Annotated in this window: 28 protein-coding genes; 20 read left to right on the top strand and 8 right to left on the bottom strand. The window is 38.3% G+C overall.

All coding sequences use genetic code 11. The annotated features are described in order from the left end of the window. Positions 1-40 precede the first annotated feature (40 nt). Positions 41-1,945, top strand: a complete 1,905-nt coding sequence (locus AO843_RS04980; RefSeq protein ID WP_054610109.1) for an endonuclease MutS2 — start codon at positions 41-43, stop codon at positions 1,943-1,945. Positions 1,946-1,984: 39 nt separating this feature from the next. Here the strand turns inward: AO843_RS04980 and AO843_RS04975 are convergent, their stop codons facing one another. Beyond that, positions 1,985-3,235, bottom strand: coding sequence for a helix-turn-helix domain-containing protein (locus tag AO843_RS04975; RefSeq protein WP_054610052.1), 1,251 nt, complete (start codon positions 3,233-3,235; stop codon positions 1,985-1,987). A 122-nt stretch (positions 3,236-3,357) separates the two neighbouring features. On the opposite strand from AO843_RS04975, the gene AO843_RS04970 reads away from it, so the two are divergent. Next, positions 3,358-4,653, top strand: coding sequence for an MFS transporter (locus tag AO843_RS04970; RefSeq protein WP_054610051.1), 1,296 nt, complete (start codon positions 3,358-3,360; stop codon positions 4,651-4,653). Positions 4,654-4,839: 186 nt separating this feature from the next. Here the strand turns inward: AO843_RS04970 and AO843_RS04965 are convergent, their stop codons facing one another. The 4 genes from AO843_RS04965 to AO843_RS04950 all read right to left on the bottom strand — a co-directional run bounded on the left by AO843_RS04965 (position 4,840) and on the right by AO843_RS04950 (position 8,586). Then, entirely contained in the window at positions 4,840-5,556 is a 717-nt protein-coding gene (locus AO843_RS04965; protein WP_054610050.1) for a LutC/YkgG family protein, read from the bottom strand. Next, positions 5,553-6,983 (bottom strand): LutB/LldF family L-lactate oxidation iron-sulfur protein, encoded by a 1,431-nt coding sequence (locus AO843_RS04960; RefSeq protein WP_054610049.1) that lies wholly within the window; start codon positions 6,981-6,983, stop codon positions 5,553-5,555. Before AO843_RS04960 ends, AO843_RS04965 begins: the two co-directional genes overlap by 4 nt. Before the next feature lie 14 nt (positions 6,984-6,997). Continuing rightward, entirely contained in the window at positions 6,998-7,714 is a 717-nt protein-coding gene (locus AO843_RS04955) for a (Fe-S)-binding protein (protein WP_054610048.1), read from the bottom strand. Positions 7,715-7,854: 140 nt separating this feature from the next. Beyond that, positions 7,855-8,586, bottom strand: a complete 732-nt coding sequence (locus tag AO843_RS04950; protein WP_054610047.1) for a FadR/GntR family transcriptional regulator — start codon at positions 8,584-8,586, stop codon at positions 7,855-7,857. Positions 8,587-8,982: 396 nt separating this feature from the next. Between AO843_RS04950 and AO843_RS04945 the strand changes: the two genes are divergently transcribed. From AO843_RS04945 to AO843_RS04935, 3 genes are read left to right on the top strand one after another with little or no spacing between them, the layout of a single operon-like run. Next, entirely contained in the window at positions 8,983-9,693 is a 711-nt protein-coding gene (locus tag AO843_RS04945) for a cytochrome c biogenesis CcdA family protein (protein ID WP_054610046.1), read from the top strand. Between the two features lie 34 nt (positions 9,694-9,727). After that, positions 9,728-10,114: a response regulator gene (locus AO843_RS04940; RefSeq protein ID WP_008175626.1), complete on the top strand. Its 387-nt coding sequence runs from the start codon at positions 9,728-9,730 to the stop codon at positions 10,112-10,114. Between the two features lie 24 nt (positions 10,115-10,138). Further along, complete coding sequence (locus AO843_RS04935) at positions 10,139-10,633, top strand: CcdC family protein (RefSeq protein ID WP_054610045.1); 495 nt, start codon at positions 10,139-10,141, stop codon at positions 10,631-10,633. 199 nt (positions 10,634-10,832) lie between these two features. Here AO843_RS04935 and AO843_RS04930 read toward each other — a convergent pair whose 3' ends face one another. Beyond that, complete coding sequence (locus tag AO843_RS04930; RefSeq protein WP_054610044.1) at positions 10,833-11,261, bottom strand: DUF2621 domain-containing protein; 429 nt, start codon at positions 11,259-11,261, stop codon at positions 10,833-10,835. 120 nt (positions 11,262-11,381) lie between these two features. On the opposite strand from AO843_RS04930, the gene AO843_RS04925 reads away from it, so the two are divergent. The 7 genes from AO843_RS04925 (at position 11,382) to AO843_RS04900 (ending at position 14,842) form a co-directional block, all read left to right on the top strand. After that, the gene (locus tag AO843_RS04925) at positions 11,382-11,597 is read left to right on the top strand and encodes a DUF1659 domain-containing protein (protein WP_054610043.1); all 216 of its coding nucleotides are present in this window, start codon (positions 11,382-11,384) and stop codon (positions 11,595-11,597) included. A gap of 14 nt (positions 11,598-11,611) precedes the next feature. Then, on the top strand, positions 11,612-11,836 hold the full coding sequence (locus tag AO843_RS04920; protein ID WP_054610042.1) for a DUF2922 domain-containing protein: 225 nt from the start codon (positions 11,612-11,614) through the stop codon (positions 11,834-11,836). 66 nt (positions 11,837-11,902) lie between these two features. Then, positions 11,903-12,025, top strand: a complete 123-nt coding sequence (locus AO843_RS23920) for a YvrJ family protein (protein ID WP_082389391.1) — start codon at positions 11,903-11,905, stop codon at positions 12,023-12,025. Between the two features lie 104 nt (positions 12,026-12,129). Next, positions 12,130-12,738, top strand: coding sequence for an SCO family protein (locus tag AO843_RS04915; RefSeq protein ID WP_054610041.1), 609 nt, complete (start codon positions 12,130-12,132; stop codon positions 12,736-12,738). A gap of 110 nt (positions 12,739-12,848) precedes the next feature. After that, on the top strand, positions 12,849-13,364 hold the full coding sequence (locus AO843_RS04910; RefSeq protein ID WP_054610040.1) for a sigma-70 family RNA polymerase sigma factor: 516 nt from the start codon (positions 12,849-12,851) through the stop codon (positions 13,362-13,364). Beyond that, a complete protein-coding gene (locus AO843_RS04905) occupies positions 13,357-14,241 on the top strand; it encodes a hypothetical protein (RefSeq protein WP_054610039.1) in 885 nt (294 codons plus the stop codon). The genes AO843_RS04910 and AO843_RS04905 overlap by 8 nt, the downstream gene beginning before the upstream one ends. A gap of 61 nt (positions 14,242-14,302) precedes the next feature. Then, positions 14,303-14,842 carry a DUF1572 family protein gene (locus AO843_RS04900; protein ID WP_054610038.1) on the top strand — a complete coding sequence of 180 codons (540 nt, stop codon included), beginning with the start codon at positions 14,303-14,305 and terminating at the stop codon, positions 14,840-14,842. Between the two features lie 37 nt (positions 14,843-14,879). On the opposite strand, the gene AO843_RS04895 is transcribed toward AO843_RS04900, so the two are convergent. Next, a complete protein-coding gene (locus tag AO843_RS04895) occupies positions 14,880-15,434 on the bottom strand; it encodes a hypothetical protein (protein WP_054610037.1) in 555 nt (184 codons plus the stop codon). A 104-nt stretch (positions 15,435-15,538) separates the two neighbouring features. Between AO843_RS04895 and AO843_RS04890 the strand changes: the two genes are divergently transcribed. The 3 genes from AO843_RS04890 (at position 15,539) to AO843_RS04880 (ending at position 20,570) form a co-directional block, all read left to right on the top strand. Further along, a complete protein-coding gene (locus AO843_RS04890; RefSeq protein WP_054610036.1) occupies positions 15,539-16,369 on the top strand; it encodes a hypothetical protein in 831 nt (276 codons plus the stop codon). Between the two features lie 156 nt (positions 16,370-16,525). Then, positions 16,526-18,205 carry a methyl-accepting chemotaxis protein gene (locus tag AO843_RS04885; protein WP_054610035.1) on the top strand — a complete coding sequence of 560 codons (1,680 nt, stop codon included), beginning with the start codon at positions 16,526-16,528 and terminating at the stop codon, positions 18,203-18,205. A 403-nt stretch (positions 18,206-18,608) separates the two neighbouring features. Further along, positions 18,609-20,570, top strand: a complete 1,962-nt coding sequence (locus AO843_RS04880) for a methyl-accepting chemotaxis protein (protein ID WP_054610034.1) — start codon at positions 18,609-18,611, stop codon at positions 20,568-20,570. A gap of 45 nt (positions 20,571-20,615) precedes the next feature. Here AO843_RS04880 and AO843_RS04875 read toward each other — a convergent pair whose 3' ends face one another. After that, on the bottom strand, positions 20,616-22,019 hold the full coding sequence (locus AO843_RS04875) for an alanine/glycine:cation symporter family protein (protein WP_054610033.1): 1,404 nt from the start codon (positions 22,017-22,019) through the stop codon (positions 20,616-20,618). Between the two features lie 181 nt (positions 22,020-22,200). Between AO843_RS04875 and AO843_RS04870 the strand changes: the two genes are divergently transcribed. The 5 genes from AO843_RS04870 to AO843_RS04855 all read left to right on the top strand — a co-directional run bounded on the left by AO843_RS04870 (position 22,201) and on the right by AO843_RS04855 (position 25,769). After that, complete coding sequence (locus AO843_RS04870; RefSeq protein WP_054610032.1) at positions 22,201-22,899, top strand: aspartate/glutamate racemase family protein; 699 nt, start codon at positions 22,201-22,203, stop codon at positions 22,897-22,899. A 1-nt stretch (position 22,900) separates the two neighbouring features. Further along, positions 22,901-23,959, top strand: coding sequence for a DmpA family aminopeptidase (locus AO843_RS04865; protein WP_054610031.1), 1,059 nt, complete (start codon positions 22,901-22,903; stop codon positions 23,957-23,959). Positions 23,960-24,294: 335 nt separating this feature from the next. Next, complete coding sequence (locus AO843_RS25040) at positions 24,295-24,585, top strand: M15 family metallopeptidase domain-containing protein (RefSeq protein ID WP_231630073.1); 291 nt, start codon at positions 24,295-24,297, stop codon at positions 24,583-24,585. Positions 24,586-24,639: 54 nt separating this feature from the next. Then, positions 24,640-24,978: a M15 family metallopeptidase gene (locus AO843_RS25035; RefSeq protein WP_231630072.1), complete on the top strand. Its 339-nt coding sequence runs from the start codon at positions 24,640-24,642 to the stop codon at positions 24,976-24,978. Continuing rightward, entirely contained in the window at positions 24,975-25,769 is a 795-nt protein-coding gene (locus AO843_RS04855; RefSeq protein WP_054610030.1) for a M55 family metallopeptidase, read from the top strand. The genes AO843_RS25035 and AO843_RS04855 overlap by 4 nt, the downstream gene beginning before the upstream one ends. Positions 25,770-25,903: the final 134 nt, after the last annotated feature.

Below are 25,903 nucleotides of genomic sequence, written 5' to 3'. Positions count from 1 at the left end.
CTTCATGCATGATAAATATCAGAATGAGGAGCATGAACAAATGAATTTTACTACTCTAGAAAAATTACAATACCAAGAATTAAAAGAAATTGTTAAATCCTATTGTGTTAGTGGATTGGGGAAACAGCTATTAGATAAATTAATGCCAAGCTCAAGCTTAGCAGTTGTGAAAACTCGCCTGAATGAAACGACAGAGGCACGTGCGATATTAGATGCAGAGGGGCATGTACCGTTTTTAGGTGTATCCAATATTGAGCATATTATGACTAAACTTACAAAAGGCATGATCTTAGATCCTAGTGAGCTAATTAGTATGTCAGACTTTTTAAGAGGTTGTCGTAACATCAAAAAGTTCATGTTAAATAAGGAATTTTTTGCACCAGTGCTTTCATCTTACGCTAATTCAATGGCAGAATTTAAAGGCGTGGAAGAGGAAATTAACTTTGCAATAAAGGCCAATCGTGTCGACTCGGCTGCTAGTCGCGAATTAAAGCGTATTCGTCATCATATGGAAACGACAGAAGAGAAAATAAAAGAACGTTTAACAAAATTTTTGAACAACAGTGCCAACAAAGCCTACATTCAGGAATTCTTTATTAGTCAAAAGGATGATCGCTATACAATTCCCATTAAGGCTTCCTATAAAAATCATATACAGGGAACGGTAGTAGAAATTTCCTCAAGGGGTGCAACCGTTTTTATGGAGCCAAGTGTTGTTGCTAAATTAAATGTAGAATTAGCTACCTTAAAGGCTGAAGAAGCGGTGGAGGAGTATCAAATTTTAGCATCTTTATCAGGGCTCTTAATGGAACATCTTCAGGCCATCAATATTAACATGGAGTTGATTAGCCAGTATGATATGGTCTTTGCTAAAGCAAAATTTAGTAGACAAATTGGCGGCATGGAGCCACGCCTAAATGATTATGGCTACATCCAAGTAATCAATGGTAGACATCCTTTATTACCAGGAAATGCTGTGCCACTTCAATTTACGATTGGGAAAGATTACAGGAGTTTAATTATTACTGGACCAAATGCTGGCGGGAAAACGGTTGTGCTGAAAACAATTGGCTTATTAACATTGGCGACAATGTCAGGCTTTCATATCGTGGCAGATGAGGGCACTGAATTGGCTATATTCGATCATATCTTTGTCGATATAGGTGACAATCAAAGTATGGAAAATGCGCTAAGTACGTTTTCATCCCATATGAAAAATCTCTCCGACATTATGAGAGCATCCAATAACCATACACTATTATTATTTGATGAAATCGGCAGTGGTACCGAGCCGAATGAGGGCGCTGCACTGGCTATTGCAATTCTGGAAGAGTTCTATCAAATGGGCTGTATCACAGTAGCGACAACACATTACGGAGAAATTAAACGATTTTCAGAGATGCATCCAGATTTTATGAATGCGGCTATGCGATTTAATAGTGAAACATTAGAGCCTTTATATCAATTAATGATTGGCACATCCGGAGAGAGTAATGCTCTATGGATTTCTAAAAAAATGAATGTCCGTGAAGAGGTTTTACAACGAGCGAAAGATTATATGAAGTACAAGGATTATCAAATGATACGTGTTCAGGAAAGTAAAATTCGTAAACCTAAAGTTGAGAAAACTAGCAAGTCAGGGACAAATGATTTTGCTAAAGGGGACAGAGTGAAATTATTGGATTATGATGATGTCGGGCTTGTTTATAAAGAAATGAATCAGTTCTATAATGTGACAGTGTTTTATAAGGGGCAAATGCTAGAGATCAATGCCAAACGAATAATATTAGAATTACCAGCAACAGAGTTATACCCTGAAGGATATGATCTTGAGACATTGTTTGTTGACTATCAAGACCGAAAGCTTCAGCATGATATTGAACGTGGATCCAAAAAGGCGTTGCGAAAAATTCATAAGCAAATTAAACAAGATCATCAGAAGTAAAAACAAGGGATTGCACAACTTTGTGCAATCCCTTTGATATTAGGAGTTAGAATCAATTTGTGCCTTAATCGTCAAATAGACTTCCTCGATTTTGCGTTTATAAGGTAAATCAACTAAATCCAGTGAATCGTTGTATGCCATTTTCGCAATGTCATAAGCGGTTGTAAGTTCCCCGAAATGTGCAAAGCAAAGAGCTTTATAGGAAAAACATTCATTTAAGCCTAAGATATCGTACGGATGGCTGATAAAAATTGGTATTTTTGTAAAATGTTCAAATGTAGCCTTCGCCTCCTCATAACGCCCGAGCAAATATAAGGATTTTCCTTTTTCAGCATAATAATAGTTTGGATCCAAAATTTCTAAATCTTCATGTATGAGCTCATAATATCTCTCTATTTCTATCAGAGCCTGTTCATAATTAAGCTTGTAATTGTTATAATAATGTGCTCGTAAAATAAAAATGAAAGCATCTACTTGAACGCGTTCAGCAAATGCCTGATATTGCTCTAGCTTCATAAACATATGCTCAGCTTGTTCAAAGTCATGGTCAATCATGGCACAATAGGCCCCAATACGATACATATCATCAATTTGATAGAACAGTTGGTTTTTATGAGCATTGGTAATCGTCTCGTTTATTAATTTTTTCCCATCTTCATGTTCTCCAATGGCAAGCTGTAAAATGCTCGTATAATAAGTCATTGATAAAGCTTCACGCGAATCGAGCTGATAGTCCTCTTGTTCAACAATTTCTTGTGCTTGCAAAATACAGGCATAGGCCAAGTCATAGTGACGTTTTCCCGCTAATATGGAAATTTGCAGGATGTATGTTTTGAACCAATGGGTGAGTAAATTAATTTCTTTAAAGACAGTGCGCGCTTGCAGGAGGGGAGATTCCCATGAGCTTATTCCCGCTTCATACTGCGTGACAGCGTAAATATACAACAAGCGACCAGCTTCATAACTATCAGGAAGGCTCTCTACAGATGGCTTTATTAAATCAACAATTTCTTGGTGACGAACTATGTCTCCCCATTTTACCTCTGCAAATAAAATTTCTACCTGCTCTAAAAGTGAACGAATGGATGACGGTGTTACTTCTTCCAATAATTCACTAGCCTTTACACCTAACCGTTCAGCAATATAGTCAAGGCTATCCATTGATGGCTTGGCCTTTTCATTTTCAATTTGACTTAACATTCCCTTTGTTAGACGATCACCAGCAAGTGCCTCTAATGTTAATTTTCGTTCTTTCCTTAATTTGCGAATTCGTGCGCCTAAAGAGTCCACTGCCTCGCCTCCTTTTGTTTAATTATATTAAACTTTTTCTTGCATGAAAAGAGGGAGTCATGGTATATTTTGTTTAATAATATTAAACTTTTTAATCTAGTTAAAAATGGAGGGGTTTTGGGATGAATGAAGTGGAGAAATTAAAAAAGGCGACCTATCATTTATGGACTTTTACAGCGAGTAAAATGATTGCCATGTTAGGGGCGAATGTGATGGCATTTGGATTCAGCTTGTATATATTAGCCATGACAGGGTCCGCCATGAGCTTTGCGACCAATATGATTTGTTCTGTGTTACCTCGTGCTCTCGTAGCACCTTTGGCAGGTTATGTAGCAGATAATTTTTCAAAAAAACGGACGATTTTACTTGCGCAAGCAGGAACCATTTTGACCGTAGGGGGATTACTGTTATATACAGAAACAGTAGGGATATCCGTTTATGCTATTTACATAGCTACAGTTTTTAATACGATATGTTCCGCATTTTCCGGGGTCACGTTTTCATCTGCAATTGCTACGCTTGTTAATCCAGAACGTTTACAGCGCGCGATGTCATTTAATCAATTATCGATGTCGGTGGCTGCCATTGGGGGACCAGTCATTGGCGGCATGATGTATGGATTCTTCAATATGGACGTATTTTTAATGGTTAATATCGTGGCGTATGCCATTGCATTTTGTTTAGAGGCAACGATGGATTTTAAACTATATAGTACAAGAGGCGAAGATGTGAAGAAGGAAAAGGTGTGGGAAGGGCTTAAAAGTGGCTTCTATTATATAAAACAGCGTAAAGTCATAAAAACAATCATGTGGGTGGCATTATGGATTAATCTATTCTTTTCTGCCATCGCTGTTGGTGGGACGTACATTATCATTGAATTGCTGCAAGTAAAATCTACGCATTTTGGTTTTATTCAGGCATCAGGAGCAGCGGGTATGCTTGTGGCTTCCATTTATTTTGCGACAAGACCAGAAGTCAAAGTGCCATTACGTTTCTCAAAAATAAGCTTATTGCTATTGGCAGGTAGTTTGGCCTTGGCGGTCATTCCACTAGTCACGAATTTTTCTTATATTGCAATTGTTAGTTTTTATCTAATCATTTACTTTATTTTCGCCATTTTTGAAATAGGTATTAATATGCCAATTGGGGTGTATATGCAAAAAATCATCTCAGAAGAATTCCGCGGACGCGTCTTTGGACTGATGGAAACAATGGCAATGTCCATGATGCCCATTGGTATGGTAGTTTATGGCATATTATATGATGCAATACCAGCCACGATTATTTTACCTGTAACAAGCGTGATTATTATTACCATTGCACTCGTGATGTTACGTTCATCCATCCTAAAAGAAGCGCATCCAGAGTATTATGAAAAAAAAGACATGACAGAAAGTGTACCTCATTCAACAACATAAACAAAAGGCATGCATTCAAGTGTATGCCTAAGACTATAGACAAAAGCCGAGAAGTTGACTCTCGATGACTTTTGTTCATTTTCTTTCTCTATCATTTCTGCTTTCTGTGCGAAAGCGAAGCGGCAGCAACGAAGCGAGGAAAGCAGCTCAACCCCAGCGCGGAAAGCATTCGCCCGTAGTGGAAGTTTAGCAATCCTCAATGACTATATAGGTCGCTTGAATAGGACCATGTACGCCAACGATTAAAATCATCTCGATATCTGCTGAATTACTTGGTCCCGTAATGAAATTAATACAAGAAGGGATTTTCTCACCATTCCGGATTTTTTCACGAATCCAACGTGCTGCTTGGGTCATACGCGGAACAATCGTACTTTTAGGAATTAAAATAATCGATTTTTCGGGTAAGAAGCTAACACTCCTTCCTTGATTTTTACTGCTAAAAAGCACAGCCGTCCCTGATTCAGCTAGAGTCATCTCACTAATGGTTATACCAATATTTGCTTTTTCAGCTTGTCGAATATTTTCCTCTGGTTGCTGTGTATTCCATTCATAAAGTTGAATATTGGCTTGTGGCCATTTTTCTGTCATTAATTCAGATAGACCATAAACTTGAAATCGATCATCTTTCCACGTGATAACGGACTTTCCACCATAATGATCGACAACAGATTGTAGATCATGAGCAAGCTTGGTACGATCAGAAATAACGATATTCGTATGGATATTGGCACATTGCTTAATGAAAACTTCTAGTAATTCATCCTTTGTAGCATCTTTCAGTACACGATTTTGTGGTTGATACTGCCAAGTCGGGTGCGGAAGTTCTGTAATAGGTGAACGTCCTAATTGTTGTGCAATGTTTTCTAAAAAAGTATCGCGATGTTGAATGGTACCTGTCATGTTTGCTCATCTCCTTTTGTTCGGTTCTTCATCCAATCTCTAAAACTGTTTTTATTGGGTGCAGGAAAATCTCGCGCTTCTGTCCATGCTTTTAAAGGGCCAGGACCATTAGAAATTGTATGATTTTTCGTAAATGGAGACATAGCAGGAGCTGCCATCTTTGTTGCCATTTTATACAAAGTAGGGGAAGAAGCCCCTAAGCCAAATGCCTTCATTAATAGCTTTTCTGAAACGGGTGCTTTCCCTTCCTGTTCAACAATGACTTGACGGTGTCGATGAATAAGCTGGTGTAAAGGAATTTTTACTGGGCAAGCATCTGTGCAGGCACCGCATAATGTTGAGGCATAGGGAAGCTCTTTAAAATCATCATAGCCTCCTAGTAATGGAGAGAGCACAACACCAACAGGACCTGAGTAAATAGAGCCATACGTATGCCCCCCCACATGACGATACACAGGGCAGGCATTGACACAGGCCGCACAGCGAATGCATTGTAAAATAGGTTGGAATTCACCACCAAGAATGGAAGAGCGGCCATTATCCACAATGACTAAATGGAATTCCTCAGGCCCATCTGTATCACCCTCGTCTTTAATTCCTGTAAGTGTGGTAATGTAGCTTGTCAGCTTTTGACCCACAGCACTGCGTGTTAAGAGGCTAACAAGAACCTCCATTTCTTCAAAAGTAGGAACAATTCTTTCCATACCCATAACAGTGACTTGTGTTTTTGGTAGGGCAGTAACTAAATCAGCATTCCCTTCATTTGTGACAAGTGTAATGGACCCACTTTCAGCGATCGCAAAATTACAGCCTGTTATACCGATATCGGCAGTTAAATATTCATGGCGCAGTTTTTCACGCACATAAAGGGCAAGCTCCTCGGGTTTTTCTGTTTGGGTGTAGCCTTGTTTATCTTTAAAAACATCTCGAATTTGCTCTTTATTTTTATGCAGCGCAGGTGCCACAATATGTGATGGAGGTTCGTGATCTGCGACTTGCAAAATGTATTCACCTAAATCGGTTTCTATCACTTCACAGCCAAGTTCCTCTAAAGCAGCATTGAGGTTAATCTCTTCGGTCACCATCGATTTTGACTTCACAATTTTAGCCGCATTTTTCTTTTTCGCAATACCTTGAATGTAAGCTGTTGCTTCTTGTGCCGTTTGAGCAAAAAAAACATGCCCGCCTCTCTTGGCAACATTTTCACTTAATTGGTATAGGTAATAATCTAGGTTTTCTAAAACATGCTTACGTATTTCCTCGCCATGTGAACGCCATTCTTCCCAATGTCCAAGTTCCTGTGCTTGTTGTAGACGACGTGTTTGAAAGCGATCCTGGGCACTAGAAACAGCACCACGCATAAATTGATTTTCTAGCTCTTTTGTGACACGATCATGAAAGCGATCGTTGCTAGTTTTCATAGACATTATTGTTCCCCCTCTTATTGGCAGTTTAAGACCTCTGCAATATGCATCACTTTAATCGGCTTACCTTGGCGATGAATGCGACCACCAATATTGATTAAACAGCCAGCATCTGCTCCAATTAAAATATCCGCCCCTGTATCCTCTACATTGTGTACCTTTTCATTGACCATTTCTCTAGATATATTGCCCATTTTGACAGAGAATGTACCGCCAAACCCGCAGCATCGATCTTTTCCAGGGAGGTCCACATACTGCAAACCTTTGACGTTCTGTAATAATTTATATGGAGCCTCTGTCACACCAAGTAGGCGTGTCATATGGCAGGATGTATGGTAAGTAGCTTTGCCCTCCAATTGTGCGCCAACATCCTCAATCTTTAATACATTGACAATAAATTCTGTGAATTCATAGGTTTTTGCTGCCAATGCAATTGCTTTTGGCTCCCATAGAGAATCCCCCTTAAAAACCTCTGGGTATTCCTTAAACATATAGGCACAAGAACCAGAGGGAGAAACGATGTATTCAGCATGTTCAAAGGCAGTGATCATTTTTTTCATCGCATTTTTTGATTCTTTTACATAGCCACTATTGTAGGCAGGCTGCCCACAGCAAATTTGTTGCTCAGGAAAATCAATTTCACAGCCAAGCCTTTCTAACACTTCGACAACTGCTTTTCCTACATCTCCCTGAAACATATCCACTAAGCAAGTGGCAAAGAGTGTTACTTTCATGTTCATCGCTCCTTTTTAAACAACTGGTCATCTGATGACTTATCTTTGCCTTTATCATACTACAATATTTTCAAAGAATGAAAGTTTTTTGATGGAATTTTCAGAAAAAAACAAACAACCTAGTAGAGAACTAGGCTATTTTATTGTGGGTTGGATTCTGTTGTTTCAAAATACTGCAATAGCACTTTTTCAACATTATTTAAATGAGCGGCCATCGCATGTTTGGCTAATTCTTCATTTTGTTGTTGAATAGCTAGGAAGATTTGCATATGTTCATCATAGAGTTGTTCGCTTGTTGTTTTTTTGGAATACAACCAAATGCGGCGTGTTTCTTTCATCGTGTCAATCATCAGACCAGAAATTTGATCTAGGATTGTAGTAAGTAGGGGGTTTTGGGAGGCAGTTGCAATGGCCACATGAAATTGATAATCTACTTTTTCACCAAGTTCACCATCTCCATGTGCTTGCTGCATGTCCTCTAAAATTTGTAACATTGCTTGAATATCCCGTTCTGTTCGGTGGACAGCGGCGCTTGCAGCTGCTCCTACCTCAATGATTTTGCGCACTTCTAATAAATGGGCAATACCATGCTTATTCGATAACATGGCTGTAGATAATGGAAAATCAAGTCGGTTGGATGGAACACTTTTTACAAAGGTTCCAGAGCCTTGTTTAATTTCAATCAGTCCCATTGCATTTAAAGCAGAAAGAGCCTCTCGCACAGCAGAACGGCTAACTTGCAATTGTTCAGCAAGCTGTTCTACCGAGTCTAGTCGATCACCGGGTTTTAGGACACCCGATCTTATTTTTTCATGCAAAATTTCGGACACTTCTTCATAGATTTTTTTGGGTTTAATTTTTCTTAATTCCAAGGAACTACACCTCTTTTTTCAATCAAATGCTCATTTGTTATGAATATTATACATGAAGATTCGATATTTACTCACAAATACTCGGAATTAAAATAGTAAAGATTCTGTCATCCTACATGATGTAGTGTGCCTTTGTTTAAACTGTTATGAGAAAAAATAATTTCTGACGATAACTTTGGCCATTCCATTCAAATGTAGAATAATGGCGAATTTTGTTGACAGAAAATCAACAGGAGGGCATAATGCAGAAGTAGCTTATACCATGTTTTGAATGATTGGAAGGACTTTTCAGAAATCTCATCATTTTGCCATGAAACGTTCACAATCAAGAAGGGCGCAATTTATCCTGTTTTTTGGTACGATGGATGCAGTAACTGTAAGGAGCGATCAAAAAATATGGGGACAGACATTAACGTATTTTTAGCTTTTGGTGCAGGGTTTTTAAGTTTTATTTCGCCATGTACCCTCCCATTGTATCCAGCATTTTTATCGTACATAACTGGTATGACATTAGATGAGCTAAAATCAGAAAAAGGGATGCTTCAAAAGCGTGCCATTTTCCACACACTATTCTTTTTACTAGGGTTTTCTATTATCTTTATCATTATTGGACTAAGTGCTTCATTTGCGGCAGAATTTTTCCTTAATTATCAAACTTTACTACGTCAGATTGGTGCCATTTTAATCGTCGTATTTGGTTTAATGATTGTAGGATTACTACAAGTTGATTTCCTAATGAAGGATCGAAAGTTTCAATTTAAAAATCGACCATCTGGCTATTTGGGGTCTGTCTTAATTGGTATTGCCTTTGCGGCAGGATGGACACCGTGTACAGGGCCAATTTTAGCGTCTATTATAATGTTGGCTAGTACTAATCCTGGTGCGGGCTTTAGCTATATGTTCGCATATTATTTAGGGTTCGCGATTCCATTCTTTGTGTTATCGTTCTTTATTTCACGTATGTCTTGGATTCGTACACACAGCCAAAAAATTGTAAAAATCGGCGGTTATGTAATGATTGCCGTGGGTATCTTGTTATTCTTTGATGGATTAACGTATATTACACGTATTTTACAGCCTATTTTCGGTGGATTTACAGGCTTTTAATTTGTTAAACTATAAAGGCATACCGTACTTTAACGTGGAGGGAGATGAACATGTGCCTACAGTTTTAGTAGTGGATGATACGCTATTTATGCGTGTTGCAATCAGTAATATGTTTTCAGAATGGGGTTATGAGGTAGTCGGTAAGGCAGCAAATGGTAAAGAAGCTGTGGCGATGTATCGAGAGTTACAACCAGACTTAGTAACAATGGATGTAACAATGCCCGTTATGACTGGTATTGCAGCAGTAAAAAAAATTATCCCAGAGTTTCCAAATGCAAAAATTATTATGGTAACAGCATTAGGCCAACAAAAATTAATCGTAGAAGCGATTGAAAGTGGGGCAAAAGATTTTATTACCAAGCCCTTTGAGCCAGAGCGATTAAGAGCTGTAGCCGATCAATTACTTGGACAAAATTGCTGATTTGATATTAGAGGAGGATTTTTAATGTTGAGCAATATCCCTTCTCACTATTATGTTATTGGTTCGACCATCATGGCCATTCTAATGGGTAGCTTTGTCATGGTTATACGTATGAGAGCTTCCAAAATGCCAACAAATGAGAAGAAAATTATTATTCCGCCAATCGCGATGTCTTCTGGTGCACTTATGTTTTTATTTGAACAATTTCGAGTGCCGCCAATGCAAATATTAGAAGCAGTGGCTGTAGGAATGGTGTTCTCGACAATTTTAATTGCCACTTCCAAGTTTGAAGTGAAGGGTCGAGATATTTATTTAAAACGTTCAAAAGCATTCGTTTTTATATTAATTGGTTTATTAGTATTCCGAGTGATTGCCAAAATGATTTTAAGTAGTTCTATCGATGTCGGTGAATTAGCAGGCATGTTCTGGATCTTAGCCTTTGCCATGTTAGTACCTTGGCGAATCGCCATGCTGATCCAGTTTAAAAAAATCAAAAAAACAATTCCACAACTACACTAGTGTTGATACTAGTGTAGTTTTTTTATGGGGTAGTTCAGGATAGAAATACAAAAGTGGTGGATAAAACCCACAAAGTGACGGATAAAATCGCAAAAGTGGTGGATAGAGCTGCTCCGAATGTGGATAGCACCTCGAAAATATTACTCCTCACAATAACCTAAAAAAACGCCACACAGAAACTTGTGCAGCGTTGCTTTCTTTATTCAAATAAATGTTCATAGGGGGCGATGTCAATATGCATTTGCTCTAATTTTTTGCGTAAAAATTTGTGATCGCGTTTTGGTGTTGCTTGGATATAGCCACGAATAATGAGGTCATTGTTAATGGCAGGTGCTTTTTCCTCTAGAGCAAGCTCGCCAATTTTCCCTGCAATTTTCTCCTTTGCTACTTGTCTAAAGAGCTCTGGGACAGGGCTCACAAGCTCATAGAGTAACTCTTTTTCAGCTTGTCCCCATAAATGAATTGTTTTATCTAAATAAAATTCCTGCCAATCTAAATCAGACTTTCCATCCTGCTTTGGGAGTGCTTTTAAAAACTTGCGGAACATGAAAAAGCCACCAATCGCCATCAATGAAATGAGGACGACCACCCAAAATAAAATAAACCATAAAAACCAACCTTGTAACAAATCGTTCACCTCTTTGCCTTCTCTGACTCTATTATAAAAGCTTCTGAAAAAAAATTCATCCTATAATGTCCCTTTTTTAGTAATTCATCTTTATATAGTGTATGAAGGGAGGTGAAGCTGATGGCGAAGGTTAATTTTTTACAGGCTACACTGCGTCTCAATTATGTGGAAGGCTACAATGAACAAAATGAACCTAAATACACAACAAAATCGTATCGTAATGTCAATCAGACACCGAACGTGGACGATTTAGTAGCTGTTGCGCATGCGATGGCTAGTCTTTCATCACAAACACTGGCCAGTATCGAAAAGCAAGAAACAAGCGATTTATCTTAAGGAGGGATCATCAGATGACACAAGTTTTAGAGTTACAATTTGTTACAACAGAAGGTAAAACATCAACACTTACGATTGATGCACCAAAGCCAAATTTAACAGCAGCTGAAATTCAACAGGTCATGGAAACTATTGTGGCTAAAAATGTATTTTCTGGACCAGCTGGAGCAATATCAGCTATTAAAGGAGCACGTATTGTAGACAGACAAGTAACAGAATTCGATGTAGCAACAGCATAATGCAAAAATGGTCTTTGCAAAGAGTACTGCAAAGGCCATTTTTATGTAGTGAGAGGAGGGTAAGTAATGGAACAGTGGTTAAACATGATATCGGATATCAGTTTTCCGATTTTAGTGTCCTTTTATTTATTGCACCGCGTCGAAGTGAAGCTAGATGCGATTCATGCGGCACTTGTTTCCTTAAAATGAAATTTATTTCACAAATATGTACGAAAGCTGTCACTTAGAAGTTCTTGTCAACGCTTACAGCCTAAGTTAGGATGAGGGTAGTGTAGGTTAGGGAGAGTGTTGACATGAAACATAAACTAATTGGGCTAGTATTACTTTTAGCCTGTGCAACTGTGCTAGGTGCATGTGGGAATTCAAAATTTAAAGCAGATTATAGTTTGGAAATACCCGATTTTGAACATGTGAATCAACGAGGAGAGACTGTTTCGCTTGAAAGTTTAAAAGGTAAGCCGTGGATCGGCATGTATATTTTTACGAATTGTGTATCGATTTGCCCACCAATGTCCTTAAACATGGCACAAGTACAAGAAAAGCTTCAGAAAAAAGGAGTAGAGGATTATAACATCGTCGCCTTTTCTGTAGATCCAGATGTTGACACACCAGAAGTGTTAGCCAATTATATTAGTAAATACAATGTACCTGATGAATCTAAATGGAACCTTCTTACAGGGTATTCACAAAAATATATCGAACAGTTTGCAGTTAAAAATACGAAAATTTTAGTGAAAAATGACCCTAATAGTGATCAAGTTATTCATGGTAATCAATTTTTCCTTGTTGATAAAGATGGACTAATTGTCAAAATGTATAATGGCTACGCTGAAAATATTGAAGATGTACCAATTGATACAATAGCTTCTGATATTGAAACATATAATGAGGAAAACTTATAAGTAGAACACCGTCTCGACTGTTGAGACGGTTTTTTTATGCCCTTTAAAATCTGGAAAAATAATCTTTTTTTGGTTGGGAATCGTTTATAGTGTACAAGGAGGGAATGTGAATGTCTGATACAGAAAAATTGGAGCAGCTAATGGCTATACATACTGAGCGTTTGTTTCGTATTGCTTATTACTATACGAAGGATTTACAAATCGCTGAGGATATTGTACAGGATGTTTTTATTAAATTTTATCATCAAAAACTCTACAAGGAACGTGGGGAGATGAAGGCATACTTAGCTCGCATGACGATCAATAGATGCAAGGATTACTTAAAAAGCTGGGCCTATCGAAAAATTACATTTCAGGATAAATTTTTTACCAAACAAAAGACAGTCTTGCAGGATACACTTATTCTTCAGGATGAACAAGATTTATTAGATGAAGCTATTTTACACTTACCTATCAAGCCACGAGAAACCATTGTCTATTATTACTTAGAGGAAATGACGATTAAAGAGATTGCTGAATTACTGGAGATTCCTGAAGGTACCGTAAAATCTCGTTTAAGGAAAGGGAAGGAGCTATTAAAAGTAGATTTACAACATATTGAATGGGAGGTGCTTTTCCATGGATAAACATACAATGCGGGCATTACAGGATGTCTCAACACATAAAGAAGCAATCATTCAAAAGGTTTTACATCAAATGCAGCAAGAGTCATATCCATCCAAACCAAAATGGACGTATCGTGCAGTCACTATCATGATCACATGCTCTATTTTATTATTCATTGCCTGGCAAGCTGCCCAACCAATCGATCAGGTGGCGACAGAGGTAAATGAAGGAGAAAAGCTTCCATTCACAGATTTATTTCAAACAGAAGTAGAAGGAAAAAATACAACGTTCAGTCAGTTTTTTCCGATAGCAAATTATTTAAGTCAGGCAAAAAATATCAAGTATTATGCACCGCTTCAAGGTTTCGAGGCCATGCAATCAGTAGCAACTTCACTGGGGAATGCCGTCCATCTCACTAATTCTGAAGATCTGCCATTTAAACCGAATATTCAGGAAGTATATGCAGTAACATCAAAAATGGATGATGGTAGTCAACAAACTCAATTTCAATTTAGCTTTAAAGAAAAATCTTACACTGGCGTGGATCTGCAATATATTAATTTTACGGTGACAAATGTAGATCGAAATCCCTTAGCAGACTATGTAAAGTCTCAAAATATCGAAGATACTCTGGGCATTAAAGTCTCGAATGTAGAGTTGAATTTTATGAATCCTTTGTTATTTCGGGAGATGACACCTGATCGAGATTTTACGTATATTTATTATAATTACGACGAAGCAGAAAAGAGAATCTATCAAATGAATACAAGAGCCAACGAATTTTATTCATACTACAACGGCTATGTCTATCATATTGGTTATCAACTAGATGGAGTTTCACAAGAGGTTCAAGAAAAAATGGCAAACATCGTAAGGGGATTTATTCTAGGGAATTAGCTGGTAAAAGATAAGATACTCCATTTATAATGATAGAAAAGAGGGGCTGGGGGGTTCGAGTATGACGATCGCGCAAATCTATTTACAAGTTGTCCAAAAAAGATTTAAAAATGTGAAAGAGCTTGGAGAGAAGGCTCTTATTCAACTAAAAGAGGACCAGCTACACTGGGCGTTTAATGAAGAGTCTAATAGTATTGCGGTCATTGTTAAGCATGTTAGTGGAAATATGATTTCACGGTGGACTGATTTTTTAACGGCCGATGGTGAGAAATCTACGAGAAATCGTGATGATGAGTTTATAAATAGTCTTTATACAAAAGAAGCTATTCTCGCAACCTGGGAAGAGGGCTGGCAAGTGTTTTTAGATGCCTTGGCGAGTTTAACAGAATCCGATTTAAAGGGACAAGTCACAATCAGAGGGGAAAAGCTAGCGGTGATCGATGCTATTGAAAGGCAAATGGCTCATTATTCACAGCATGTTGGTCAAATTATTTATATTGCGAAGCAAGTAAAGGGCTCTGACTGGCAAACGTTAAGTATAGCAAAAGGACAGTCACAAGCCTTTAACAAAGCCATGCTCGAAAACATTCAAGAAAAATAAGTGAGATCGTAGCAATCATTAGTTGCTACGATCTTTTTTATGACAAATAGAGCTTATACATCGCAGTCTCTGAATCGATGGCTTGAGCTAGTCTGAATGCTTCTTGTTGATTTTTATGATTGGCGATAATCTCATAGAAAAAGCGAATGAGAAACATAAGATTCGCGTTACCATCTATATAGTCATCGGGGGCTAAATAGGAGTGACAACCACTTTTCATAAAAGCAGTCGCCAGCTGCTCCCACCCTAATGAACAGCCTGCCGCAATGACCTTTACATCCTGTAACCGACTATAGGACAGAACATCCTGTGGCCCAAAGTATAAACTCTTTGGTTCATTGTCTTCATACACATCTTCGCCTAACTCAGGCAGACAAAATCGTCCTTCATCTCCGTGAAAGTTCAAAATAAGATAATCCATTTTGCCATGAAGATCTTCTCCTGATAAGACATCAACCAAATCATTTGGTCTGCCAATCAAATGCAGCGTTACCCTTGCACCAAAAGATTCAAGTGCAGCTCTGAGGGCCATTGATTCGAAATCACAATTAGGCCCTACTACTAAATTTACATATAATTCTGGCTTGCTCATTTCCCGGTCACCTCCTACCTTTAGTATAGATGAAACTTATTGGACAGGTAAACCGTATATTACAATAATTACTATATTTGTAAAGAAGGGTAGGAGGTGAAAAGATGCATAAGGGAGGATATATTTATACACTTTTTCTGGGCATTTTTCTTAGTATAAGCACACTTTTACTCTTTATTTACAATGAAAAGCAGCGAGAGGAGCTAGTATCACTGCAGCATAGTCAATTTCAAAACATCCAAGAGGCTTGGTATTTGTCTGGAAGTGATGGCAAAGAGCAATATTTGTATCCATTAAAGCAAGTGTTCTACCTCAACCGATATGAGGTGAAAGACACCGAACGCCTCCAACAAGCTTTACAGACTCAAAAAAACCCTGTCAGTCGACCAGCCCATCCTACTACGATAAACGATTTATATTTACGCTTTCATAATGGGAAGGAAATGGCTGTAAAAGTGATGGTCGAGGATGAACATGTATTCCTTATGGATCAGAAAACGATGCAGTATTATGAACTGCAAGCACAAGAAGTAGTCGATTATTTTCTTTTATTGAATGAAGAAAGTAGAATGCCGTGGTTATACTTTATAGTTTATACGATTTTATTTTTTAGTCTTGCCTTTATGTTGGCAAAAAAATTAACAGGAGTTAAATCAACAGAGAAAGAAAATGTTCCCACAAAATTAATGAAAGCGAAGAGCGAGGGACTAATTTCCGATTTTATTCTTCCAGCCATCTTACCATTAGTGATCACATTTTCGATGCAAATTTATGGGGCTCAACATAGTTTATTATTACTAAGTGCCATTATGCTTACTTCGGGCATCCGAGAATTTGTTGAAAAAAGAGGACACTTTCTTAAAATGGTGCTGCTTCTCCCGCTCTTTTGGCTCTATCTTCACGGTTTTCAAATTCTTTCTCCTTATTTAAACTAGCGAAATAGTGGATATTATTGTCAATAGTTTTGCGGTGGAGTTTTCATTTTTGTTAAATTTTAGCGATGTTTTATGAGGAAAGGTAGATATTTTATAGGATAATAGGTTTAGGTAGGATATACTCAATGGTGATTATAGTAGAATTGAGGGAAACATATGAGATTAACTGTGGAACGGAAACTGCAAATTGCTTTTGGTATTGTACTAGCCTTTTTATTAATGATTACAAGCATTGCTATGTATTTCTTAAATAAAAATAATCAGACGCTAGCTGAAATCGAAGATAATACGGAATTAATCCAATTATATCAAGATATCTCGTTCCAAACTGTGCGTGCAAACGCAGCTATTCGAGGGTATTTATTATATGGTAAGGAAGAAATGTTGAACAATCATCATGAAATTCGCAATACCTTACATACATCGATTAATCGTCTTCAAGAAATAGGCAATCACAATCAAGATTTTGAACAATTTTTACAACAGCTTGATGATTGGGAAAAGGCGATAGATGGACAGATAGTTCCGCTTTATCAACGTGGCGATCATGAACAGGCTCAACAAGTAGCCTTGCCGATTTTAGGAGATGGCTCTCTGAAGCTTGTTGTCTTTGGAAAGACAATGGCTACTTCACAACAGGAAGATATGCAGGCACATATAGAGGCGACCAAGCAAGAAGGGGAAAGAAGTGGTATTGAAATAATAACACTGGCGGCAATTTCTTTCCTCATTAGCATCATTATTGCAACTGTATTTGGTAGAAGGGTTGCTAAAAACATACAGCAAACAGTCAGCGAAATGGATACATTTTCAGAGGGTAATTTACATACTCATTTACAGTTTAAAACAAAGGATGAATTTGCACACCTAGCTGAGTCCTTCAATAGTATGTCAGAAAAACTGCGTCAAATGATGAAGCAAGTAGGAAACTCCTCCGAACAGGTTGCAGCGACATCCGAACAGCTTACAGCCAGTAGTATGGAAGTTACACAGGCAACAGAAGTTGTCACAGAATCTATACAAGATATTGCCCAAGGAATTGATGAGCAAGATACGTTAACAAGTGATGTACGGAATTTATCGGCTCATATTTTGAAGAAAATGAATGATATCTCCACTAGTATTCAAAACGTTAATCATGCAACCGTAGAAACGAAAAATATGGCAAGTTTAGGTCGTTCTTCTGTCCATGATGTAACCGTACAAATGGATGAAATCTCAGCCAATACTAGTGAATTAAATACGCGCGTGCAAGATTTAGATGATAATTCAGCAGCTATTGTAGCAGCGGTGAATGTCATTAAAAGTATTGCGACACAGACTAATTTGCTAGCTATCAATGCCTCCATCGAAGCGGCACGAAGTGGTGAACATGGGAAAGGTTTTGCGGTTGTAGCCGAGGAAGTACGTAAACTGGCAGATGAGTCCAATCTTGCGGCGGTGGAAATTGAAAAAGTGGTAGCACAAATTACTGACAGTACAAGAATTATTGAAGAAGATATGGTTAATAGTAATGATTCGGTGCATGTAGGCCGTGAAAAGGTTAATGTGGCAAGGGATAATTTTATACAAATTGATGATGCCATTAATGATGTACAAGTACAGACGGAGGTCGTCACAGCAGCTATTCGTACAATCCATCAAGATATTGAACAGCTTGTACAAGAAATTGACTACATTGGTGAAGTATCTATGAAATCTAGTCGTCATGTACAAAGCGTTGCCGCTTCTTCAGAAGAACAAAATGCGGCAATGGAAGAGGTAGCGGCAGCCTCAACACATCTAGCAAAAATGGCTATAGATCTACAGGAATCCATACAATCATTTAAATATTAAGCCAATCCCATTAGCTTTATGTTATTCATAAATAGCTTATGAGAAAAAGAGGTGTCTAATGGTCAACAAATTGACTATTGGATACCTCTTCTTAGTTTTCCAAATAGATAATTAATCGCTTTTATTTCAAGATCTGTTTCTACGTCAATGTATTCTATAACATACTAGCAATAAGTAAAATTATAGGTGAATAGTTTACTCTGCCTTACAATTACAGGAATTTACTAGTTTTCTGCAAAGCCTGAATAATAAAAAAATCATAAATATGTTTGAAAAATAATATTTCATCCGATAAAAGCTATGGGAGAGATGTAAAACAGATAAAGAGTGGGAATGATTGTGGCAAAAATATCTGGCTGACAAGTCAGATTTTTCACTACAAAAAACCAAAGGAGAATAATATATGAAGAAAATATTTAGCAGTTTTAAGGGCAAGCTCTATACGCTATTCGCGTTTGTGTTACTAATTCCCGTCATATCTGTGGGTAGCTTGTCTTATCTATCAGCCAAAGATTCTATTAAAGAAGAAATCTTATTTAGTGCCAATGAAAGTGTAGAAATTTTAAATACACTCATCGATAACACTATTAGTGATAAAATGAATGATATTCAAGTATTTAGTAGTGAAATAAATGCACAGCAATTTAAGCAATCTCAAGCGGCTATGGAAACAAAATTTAAGCAATATGCAAAACTTAATCCAGACGTTTTGAGTATTTATGTTGGAACAAATGAGGGTGGATTTACACAAGAGCCGAGTTTGAATGATACAGACTATAATCCATTAGATCGAGATTGGTATAAGGAGGCAACCGCTTTAAAGGGCGAAACTTTAATCACCAACCCTTACAAAGATGCGGGAGCTGGCGATATGGTTGTGACTGTTGCTAAACAGCTCAAGGACCAGTCAGGGGTTGTTGCCATTGATATTAAATTAACAAACCTTCAAAAAATTGCAGATTCCATTCGAATTGGGAAAAATGGTTATCCTTCTATTTTTGGGGAAGACAACATGGTTATTTCACACCCTACTTTAGAAGCAGGTGGGGAATTGAAAGAAAGTTTCCTCGATAAAATGTACGAAAGTCCCTCTGGCACCTATGAATATGTCTTTAATGGCGATGATCGTATTTTGTTTTATACAACGAACGAGTTAACAAATTGGAAAATCACAGGTACGATTTTTGCCAATGAAATTGACGAATCTGCTTCAACGATTTTATATCACACCATCATCGTTCTTCTTGCTGCTATCGTCATTAGTTCAATTATCTTCTACTTTGTGATGAAGGCAGTTATTAAACCAATAAAAGCATTAAAAGATAGTGCCGTTACGATAAGTAAAGGTGATCTGACAGAAACCGTTACGATCACTTCCAAAGATGAAATTGGACAACTAGGACAAGCCTTTAACGACATGCAAGAAAGTTTACGGACACTTATTCAAAAAATTGAACAAAATGCAGAGGAAGTTGCATCGTCTGCAGAAGAGCTAACAGCTAATGCAAATCAAACAAGTATTGCAACTGAAAAGGTTGCCATTTCTATTCAAGATGTTGCGTCAAGTGCAGACTCTCAAACAATCAGTGCTAATAAAAATGCAGAATCACTACATGAGCTTTCAACAGCTATTCTTCATATTGCTGAGATTTCATCAGCTGTGACGGACCTTTCGCAGCATGCAACTTCACAAGCAGATGAGGGCGGACAAGCCGTTCAAAATACGAAGGATCAAATGCAGTCCATTCATTTATCTGTTGCTGATTCCAATGCTAAAATTCAAACCTTACATGAACGTTCACAGCAAATTACATCCATTTTAGATGTTATTACAAGTATTGCGGACCAAACTAATTTACTGGCATTGAACGCAGCCATTGAGGCAGCAAGAGCTGGAGAGCATGGAAAAGGCTTTGCGGTTGTAGCAGATGAAGTTCGTAAGCTTGCCGAGCAATCACAGGAATCGGCCAAACAAATTTTTGAACTTATTCGTGGAATTCAACAGGAAACAGAGCAATCTGTTAGTATCATGGCGAAGGTAACGGAGGATGTTCAAAGTGGTTTGCATATTTCAGATGAGGCCATTACGAAATTCCAGGTGATTATGGCAAGTATGAATGAAATTACACCGAAAATGGAAGAGGTATCTTCTGCCTCTGAGCAAATGTCAGCAGGTGTTCAAGAGGTAGCAGCGGTGACAGAAGATTTGGCCTTCTCAGCCAAAGGTAATGCTTCCGCTTCTGAGGATGTCGCAGCCTCAACGGAGGAGCAATTAGCATCCATGGAAGAAATCAATGCCTCAGCACAAGCACTTGCGCATATGGCAGATGAATTAAAACAACTTATTAGTCAGTTTAAATATTAAAACAAAACGCCACTCCATTGAAATGAATGGAGTGGCGTTTTTATTTTACTGATCTTCTTCCCAACAATCTGTATTTTTCAATGTCGGAATTGATTTTGCATAAAAGACAGGGTTTTTACCCGCTTTGCGTTGCCCTGTAAAATCATCTAACACAAGGAAGGCAACTTTGCCAAGAATCATTATAATCGTAATATTGATGAAAGCCATAAGCCCCATAAACAGATCTGCTAGATTCCACACAAGTTGCACTTTTGCTAAGGAGCCAAACATAACCATCGCCAGCACTAAAATACGATAGATAATCATCCAACCTTTATGGGCATTCATAAATTCTATATTGGATTCCCCATAGTAATAGTTACCGATAATGGAACTGAAGGCAAAGAAGATGATGGCAATGGCTATAAAATAAGGAGCCCAGTCTCCAACATGTACAGCTAAGGAGGCTAAGGAATTTTGCGTCAAAATAATACCATCACTTTCACCTTTATCATATAAACCAGCTAAAATAATAATAAAGGCTGTTGCTGAACAAATTATAATTGTATCGAAAAAGACACCTAAGCTTTGTACAAGTCCCTGTTTAGCGGGGTGTGAGGTATTGGCAGTCGCCGCAGCATTTGGCACACTACCTATCCAAGCTTCATTGGAAAATAAACCACGACGTACTCCTTGCATGATGGCAGCTCCAATTGCGCCACCAGCAGCTTCTTGTAGGCCAAATGCTTGTGTGAAAATTAGTTTAAAGACATGCGGTATTTCTGATAAATTTGTCACTACAACAAAAAGGGCTACAAGTAAATAGAAGATAGCCATGACAGGTACAAGAACTTGCGTTACCTTCACAATTCTTTGCACACCACCAAAAATTATTAACGTTGTTAGTACTACAAGCATTACGCCAATGAGCTTTGGATTTATATCAAATGCTTCCCCAACCGAAGTAGCAATTGTATTAGACTGCACAGCATTAAAGATAAATCCAAAGCTTAATGTTAATAAAATACTAAAGATAATACCTAGTTTTCTTTGACCTAATGCTTTTTCCATGTAATAGGCTGGCCCACCTCGGAACGTATCGCCATTCTTTACTTTATAGACCTGTGCTAATGTACTTTCAATGAAGGCTGTTGCCATCCCTAACATAGCAATAATCCACATCCAAAATACGGCACCTGGTCCGCCGACACCAATGGCTAAGGCAACACCTGTAATGTTACCAGTGCCGACACGTGAAGCGGCACTAATCGTAAAGGCTTGGAACGGCGAAACCCCTGAATCTCCCTCTCTTTTTTCGACAATTAGTCGAAACATTTCAGGAAAAAGACGAATTTGTACAAATTTCGTACCAAATGAAAAATATAGTCCTGCAGCTAATAATAAAATAATGAAGACATATGTCCATAAAATATTATTTCCGCTATCAACAATATTTGAAATCCATTCCATAAGTTGTCCTCCTTTCACAGTATGCCTTAGTCTACACTTTTTTTTTTATGAAAAATCAATTTTTCTAATATAATGAATTATAATAATATTTTGCGTTTTAAAGGGATTTGTAAATTCGGAAAATTCTATTATTATTAGCCTGCTATCGCGTATAATAATAGAATAAAAGGAGGGTGAATCGATGAAAACAATCGGTTTGATTGGTGGTATGAGTTGGGAGTCATCTGCCGAGTATTATAGGCTGCTAAATGAACAAGTCAAACAGAAGCTAGGAGGCTTACACTCCGCAACATGTATTTTGTATAGTGTTGATTTCCAGCAAATTGAACATTTCCAAGCGAGAGGACAATGGGACCAAGCTGGCAATGTGCTTGCACAAGCAGCCCATTCACTAGAGAAGGCAGGAGCAGATTTTATCGTTATATGCACAAATACGATGCATAAGGTCATCGATATCATTGAGAGTGCCATCTCCATTCCCATATTACATATTGCGGATGCCACGGCTAAACAAATTAAAGAGGTTGGGCTACAAAAAATAGCGCTCCTTGGCACGATGTACACAATGGAACAGGCTTTTTATAAATCCAGGGTAGAGGGGTTTGGCATAGAGGTCATCGTACCAGATCACAATACACGTAAAGAAGTAAACCGGATAATTTATGAGGAATTATGTATGGGTAGCATCATACCCAATTCGAAATCGTATTATAGCCAAGTCATCAATGAGCTTGTGCAAGCAGGAGCGCAAGGAGTGATTCTTGGCTGTACAGAAATTGGCTTACTCATTCAACAGCAGGATGTCAATGTGCCGGTGTTTGATACAACGGTCATTCATGCGCAGGCAGCTGTGTCAATGGCGATACAGGAGGAGGCGTAATATGCGCGGAAAAGTAAGACAATTAGGCATTGATATTGGCATGCTTCCAGTTGGGCAAAAAAACTGTATTACCGATGTTGAAGGGGTACGAGTAGGTCATGTTACATTGGATGAGTCCTTAGATGATGAAGGAGCTTACGCCTGTACAGGTGTCACAGCTATTTTACCGCATGGCGGCAATTTATTTCAGCACAAAGTTACTGCGGCAAGCTATGTGTTAAATGGCTTCGGCAAAACAACCGGGCTTGTACAGGTGAATGAGCTAGGCGTGATCGAATCACCTATTATGCTCACGAATACATTCGGTGTGCCAGCGGTTACGCAGGGAACATTACGTTATATGCTTGACATGAATCAAGACATAGGGCAAACAACTGGAACGATCAATGTCGTTGTGGGCGAATGCAATGATAGTTACTTAAATTCGATTCGAGCATGTCCAGTAACACCTGAACATGCCATAGAAGCTCTTCAGAATGCGTCTCATTATAAGGCACAGGAGGGGGCCATCGGTGCTGGAAAAGGGATGATGTGTTTTGGCTATAAAGGGGGGATTGGTTCTTCTTCTCGCATTGTCAAAGTCGATAAAGATGACATTAGCTATACAGTCGGCTGCATGGTGCTTAGTAATTTTGGTCATAGCTCCGAATTTTTAGCTGAACGTTATGTTACACCCTTAACACAAAGTACTTCAACCCTATCTCCGACAGATGGTTCGATTATCATGATCCTTGCAACTGATGCTCCACTCAGCAGTCGTCAATTGACAAGAGTGATTAAACGCTGTGGGATAGGTTTAGGTCGGACAGGCAGTCATTACTCACATGGTAGTGGAGACGTTGTTATCGGCTTTACGACTGCACACAACATTCCACATGTGACCGATCAACTTGTAGAAACAAGAACACAACTACGTGAGGATCATCCTGTTATGAATCAATTATTTGCAGCTGCTGCGGAAGCAACTGAGGAAGCAATTCTTAATTCATTAGCTCAGGCACAAACGACACTTGGTCGCAACGGTCATCAAGTGGAAGCTTACTCATTTCAAAAGGCGTAACGACAAAGGTTATTGAGACATGGTCAGTGTTTCAATAACCTTTTTTATAGAAGTAAACAGGATTCATCATTTTTTTAGCATGTGCGAGCTATAAGATGAATAAAATTCTTAAATAGAGGATATGGGCGATTTTTCGACGACATATTGCTGGAATAGGTGTCATTTTAAGAGAATAGCCATTATTTTGTAATAATTCTTTTTTTATCTAGTCAATGATATAGAGTTGTGATAACATTCACTTTAAAAAACTGAATTATCTAAAATTTTAGCGGAGGTGTTCCTGTATTGTAGACCTCTTACAACCGATCGTTGCGGCTTCAAATGAGAACGCTCCTGTGTCGCCGTCAGTTTGTGAAAGTCAAGAACCGCTTATACAGATAACGGGAGGTCATCCAAGAATTTTTATCCAGCCAATCTACTATCAGCAAAAGATTCCTACTAGTTTACGAGCCATTTATGTGCGTGAAGGTGTATTTGAGCGCTTGCAGCATGCTTTAAATCTATTGCCTAAGGATTATAGCTTGCTACTCTATGATGGCTATCGTCCATTTCAAAAGCAACAGTATTTGTTTACTTTTTTTTCAAAGCAATTAGCTCAAATCATGCCACATGCTGCAGAACAATAATTACTGCATGCAACCAAAAAGTATGTCGCCTTTCCAAATGCAGATTCTGCTCATTTGGCACCACATTTAACAGGAGGTGCAATTGATGTAACGCTTGCTGCTATACATGGAAAAGTATTGGATCTCGGTACAGCGTTTGATGAAATGAATGAAAAATCAGCAACACGATATTTTGAACACTACCTAAAGGAAAATCCACAGGCTTGTCAACATCGACGTTTACTATACAACTGTATGACACAAGTGGGTTTTAGCAATTATGCAGAGGAATGGTGGCATTACGATTTTCACAATGTAGCGTGGGCGAGACGGGTTCATGCTCAGATAGCACATTATGGAGCCGTTCACGCATCCATTCAAAATCATGATATAAAGGAGATTCGATATCAATGAAAGTTTATATTAGCGCCGATATAGAAGGTATTACTGGTACAACTACATGGAGTGAAACGGAATTAAATGCACCTGACTATCAATTTTTTCAACAACAAATGACACGAGAAGTAGAAGCTGCTATCGAAGGGGCGATAGCGGGAGGTGCGACAGATATATTATTAAAGGATGCGCACGATTCTGCTCGCAATCTAGACATTTCTAATTTACCAATCAATTGTAAAGTAATTCGTGGCTGGACATACGATCCGATGTGCATGGTAGCAGGTCTCGATCAAAGTTTTGATCGTGCTATTTTTATTGGCTACCACAGTAAAGGGGGAAGTGAGCGCAATCCGCTAGCCCATACACTTTGCACGTATGCAGATATCAAAATTAATGGTGAGTATGCGAGTGAATTTTTAATCAATACGTATGCAGCAGCATTACATGGCGTTCCTGTTTCATTTGTCAGTGGTGATGTTGGATTGACAGAAGAAATTCAGGCAGTCAATGAAAATATTGTGACCTTTGCCACAAAAGAAGGTGTTGGAAATGCGACCATTAGTGTCAGTCCAAAGCTAGCGCTTATGGAAACAAAACGACTGGTTGAATCCTCTATGAAGGTGCCGCGTGAAAATTTACAGGTAACATTACCAAACCGCTTTGTGACAGAAATCATTTATCGTGACCATACACGTGCCTATCGTAATTCTTTCTATCCAAATGCCATATTTAAACCACATAATACTGTCGAATTCATCACAGATGATTTTTATGAAGTATTACGTATTTTACAATTTCTAACTTGACTATAAGGACCTCAGATACGATTGAGAAAAGTGGAAGCAAGACCAAAGCGGAAGACTCCACCCAAAAGCAAAAGTCAAAAAGCAGTAGGACACGCTGTTGTCCTATTGAATGAGCATTTTTGGATTGCCTATAA

The organism is Lysinibacillus sp. ZYM-1 (assembly GCF_001308875.1).
Classification (GTDB): domain Bacteria; phylum Bacillota; class Bacilli; order Bacillales_A; family Planococcaceae; genus Lysinibacillus.
Note: the sequence above shows the minus strand (reverse complement) of the source record. Positions and strands in the feature narration are given on the sequence as shown.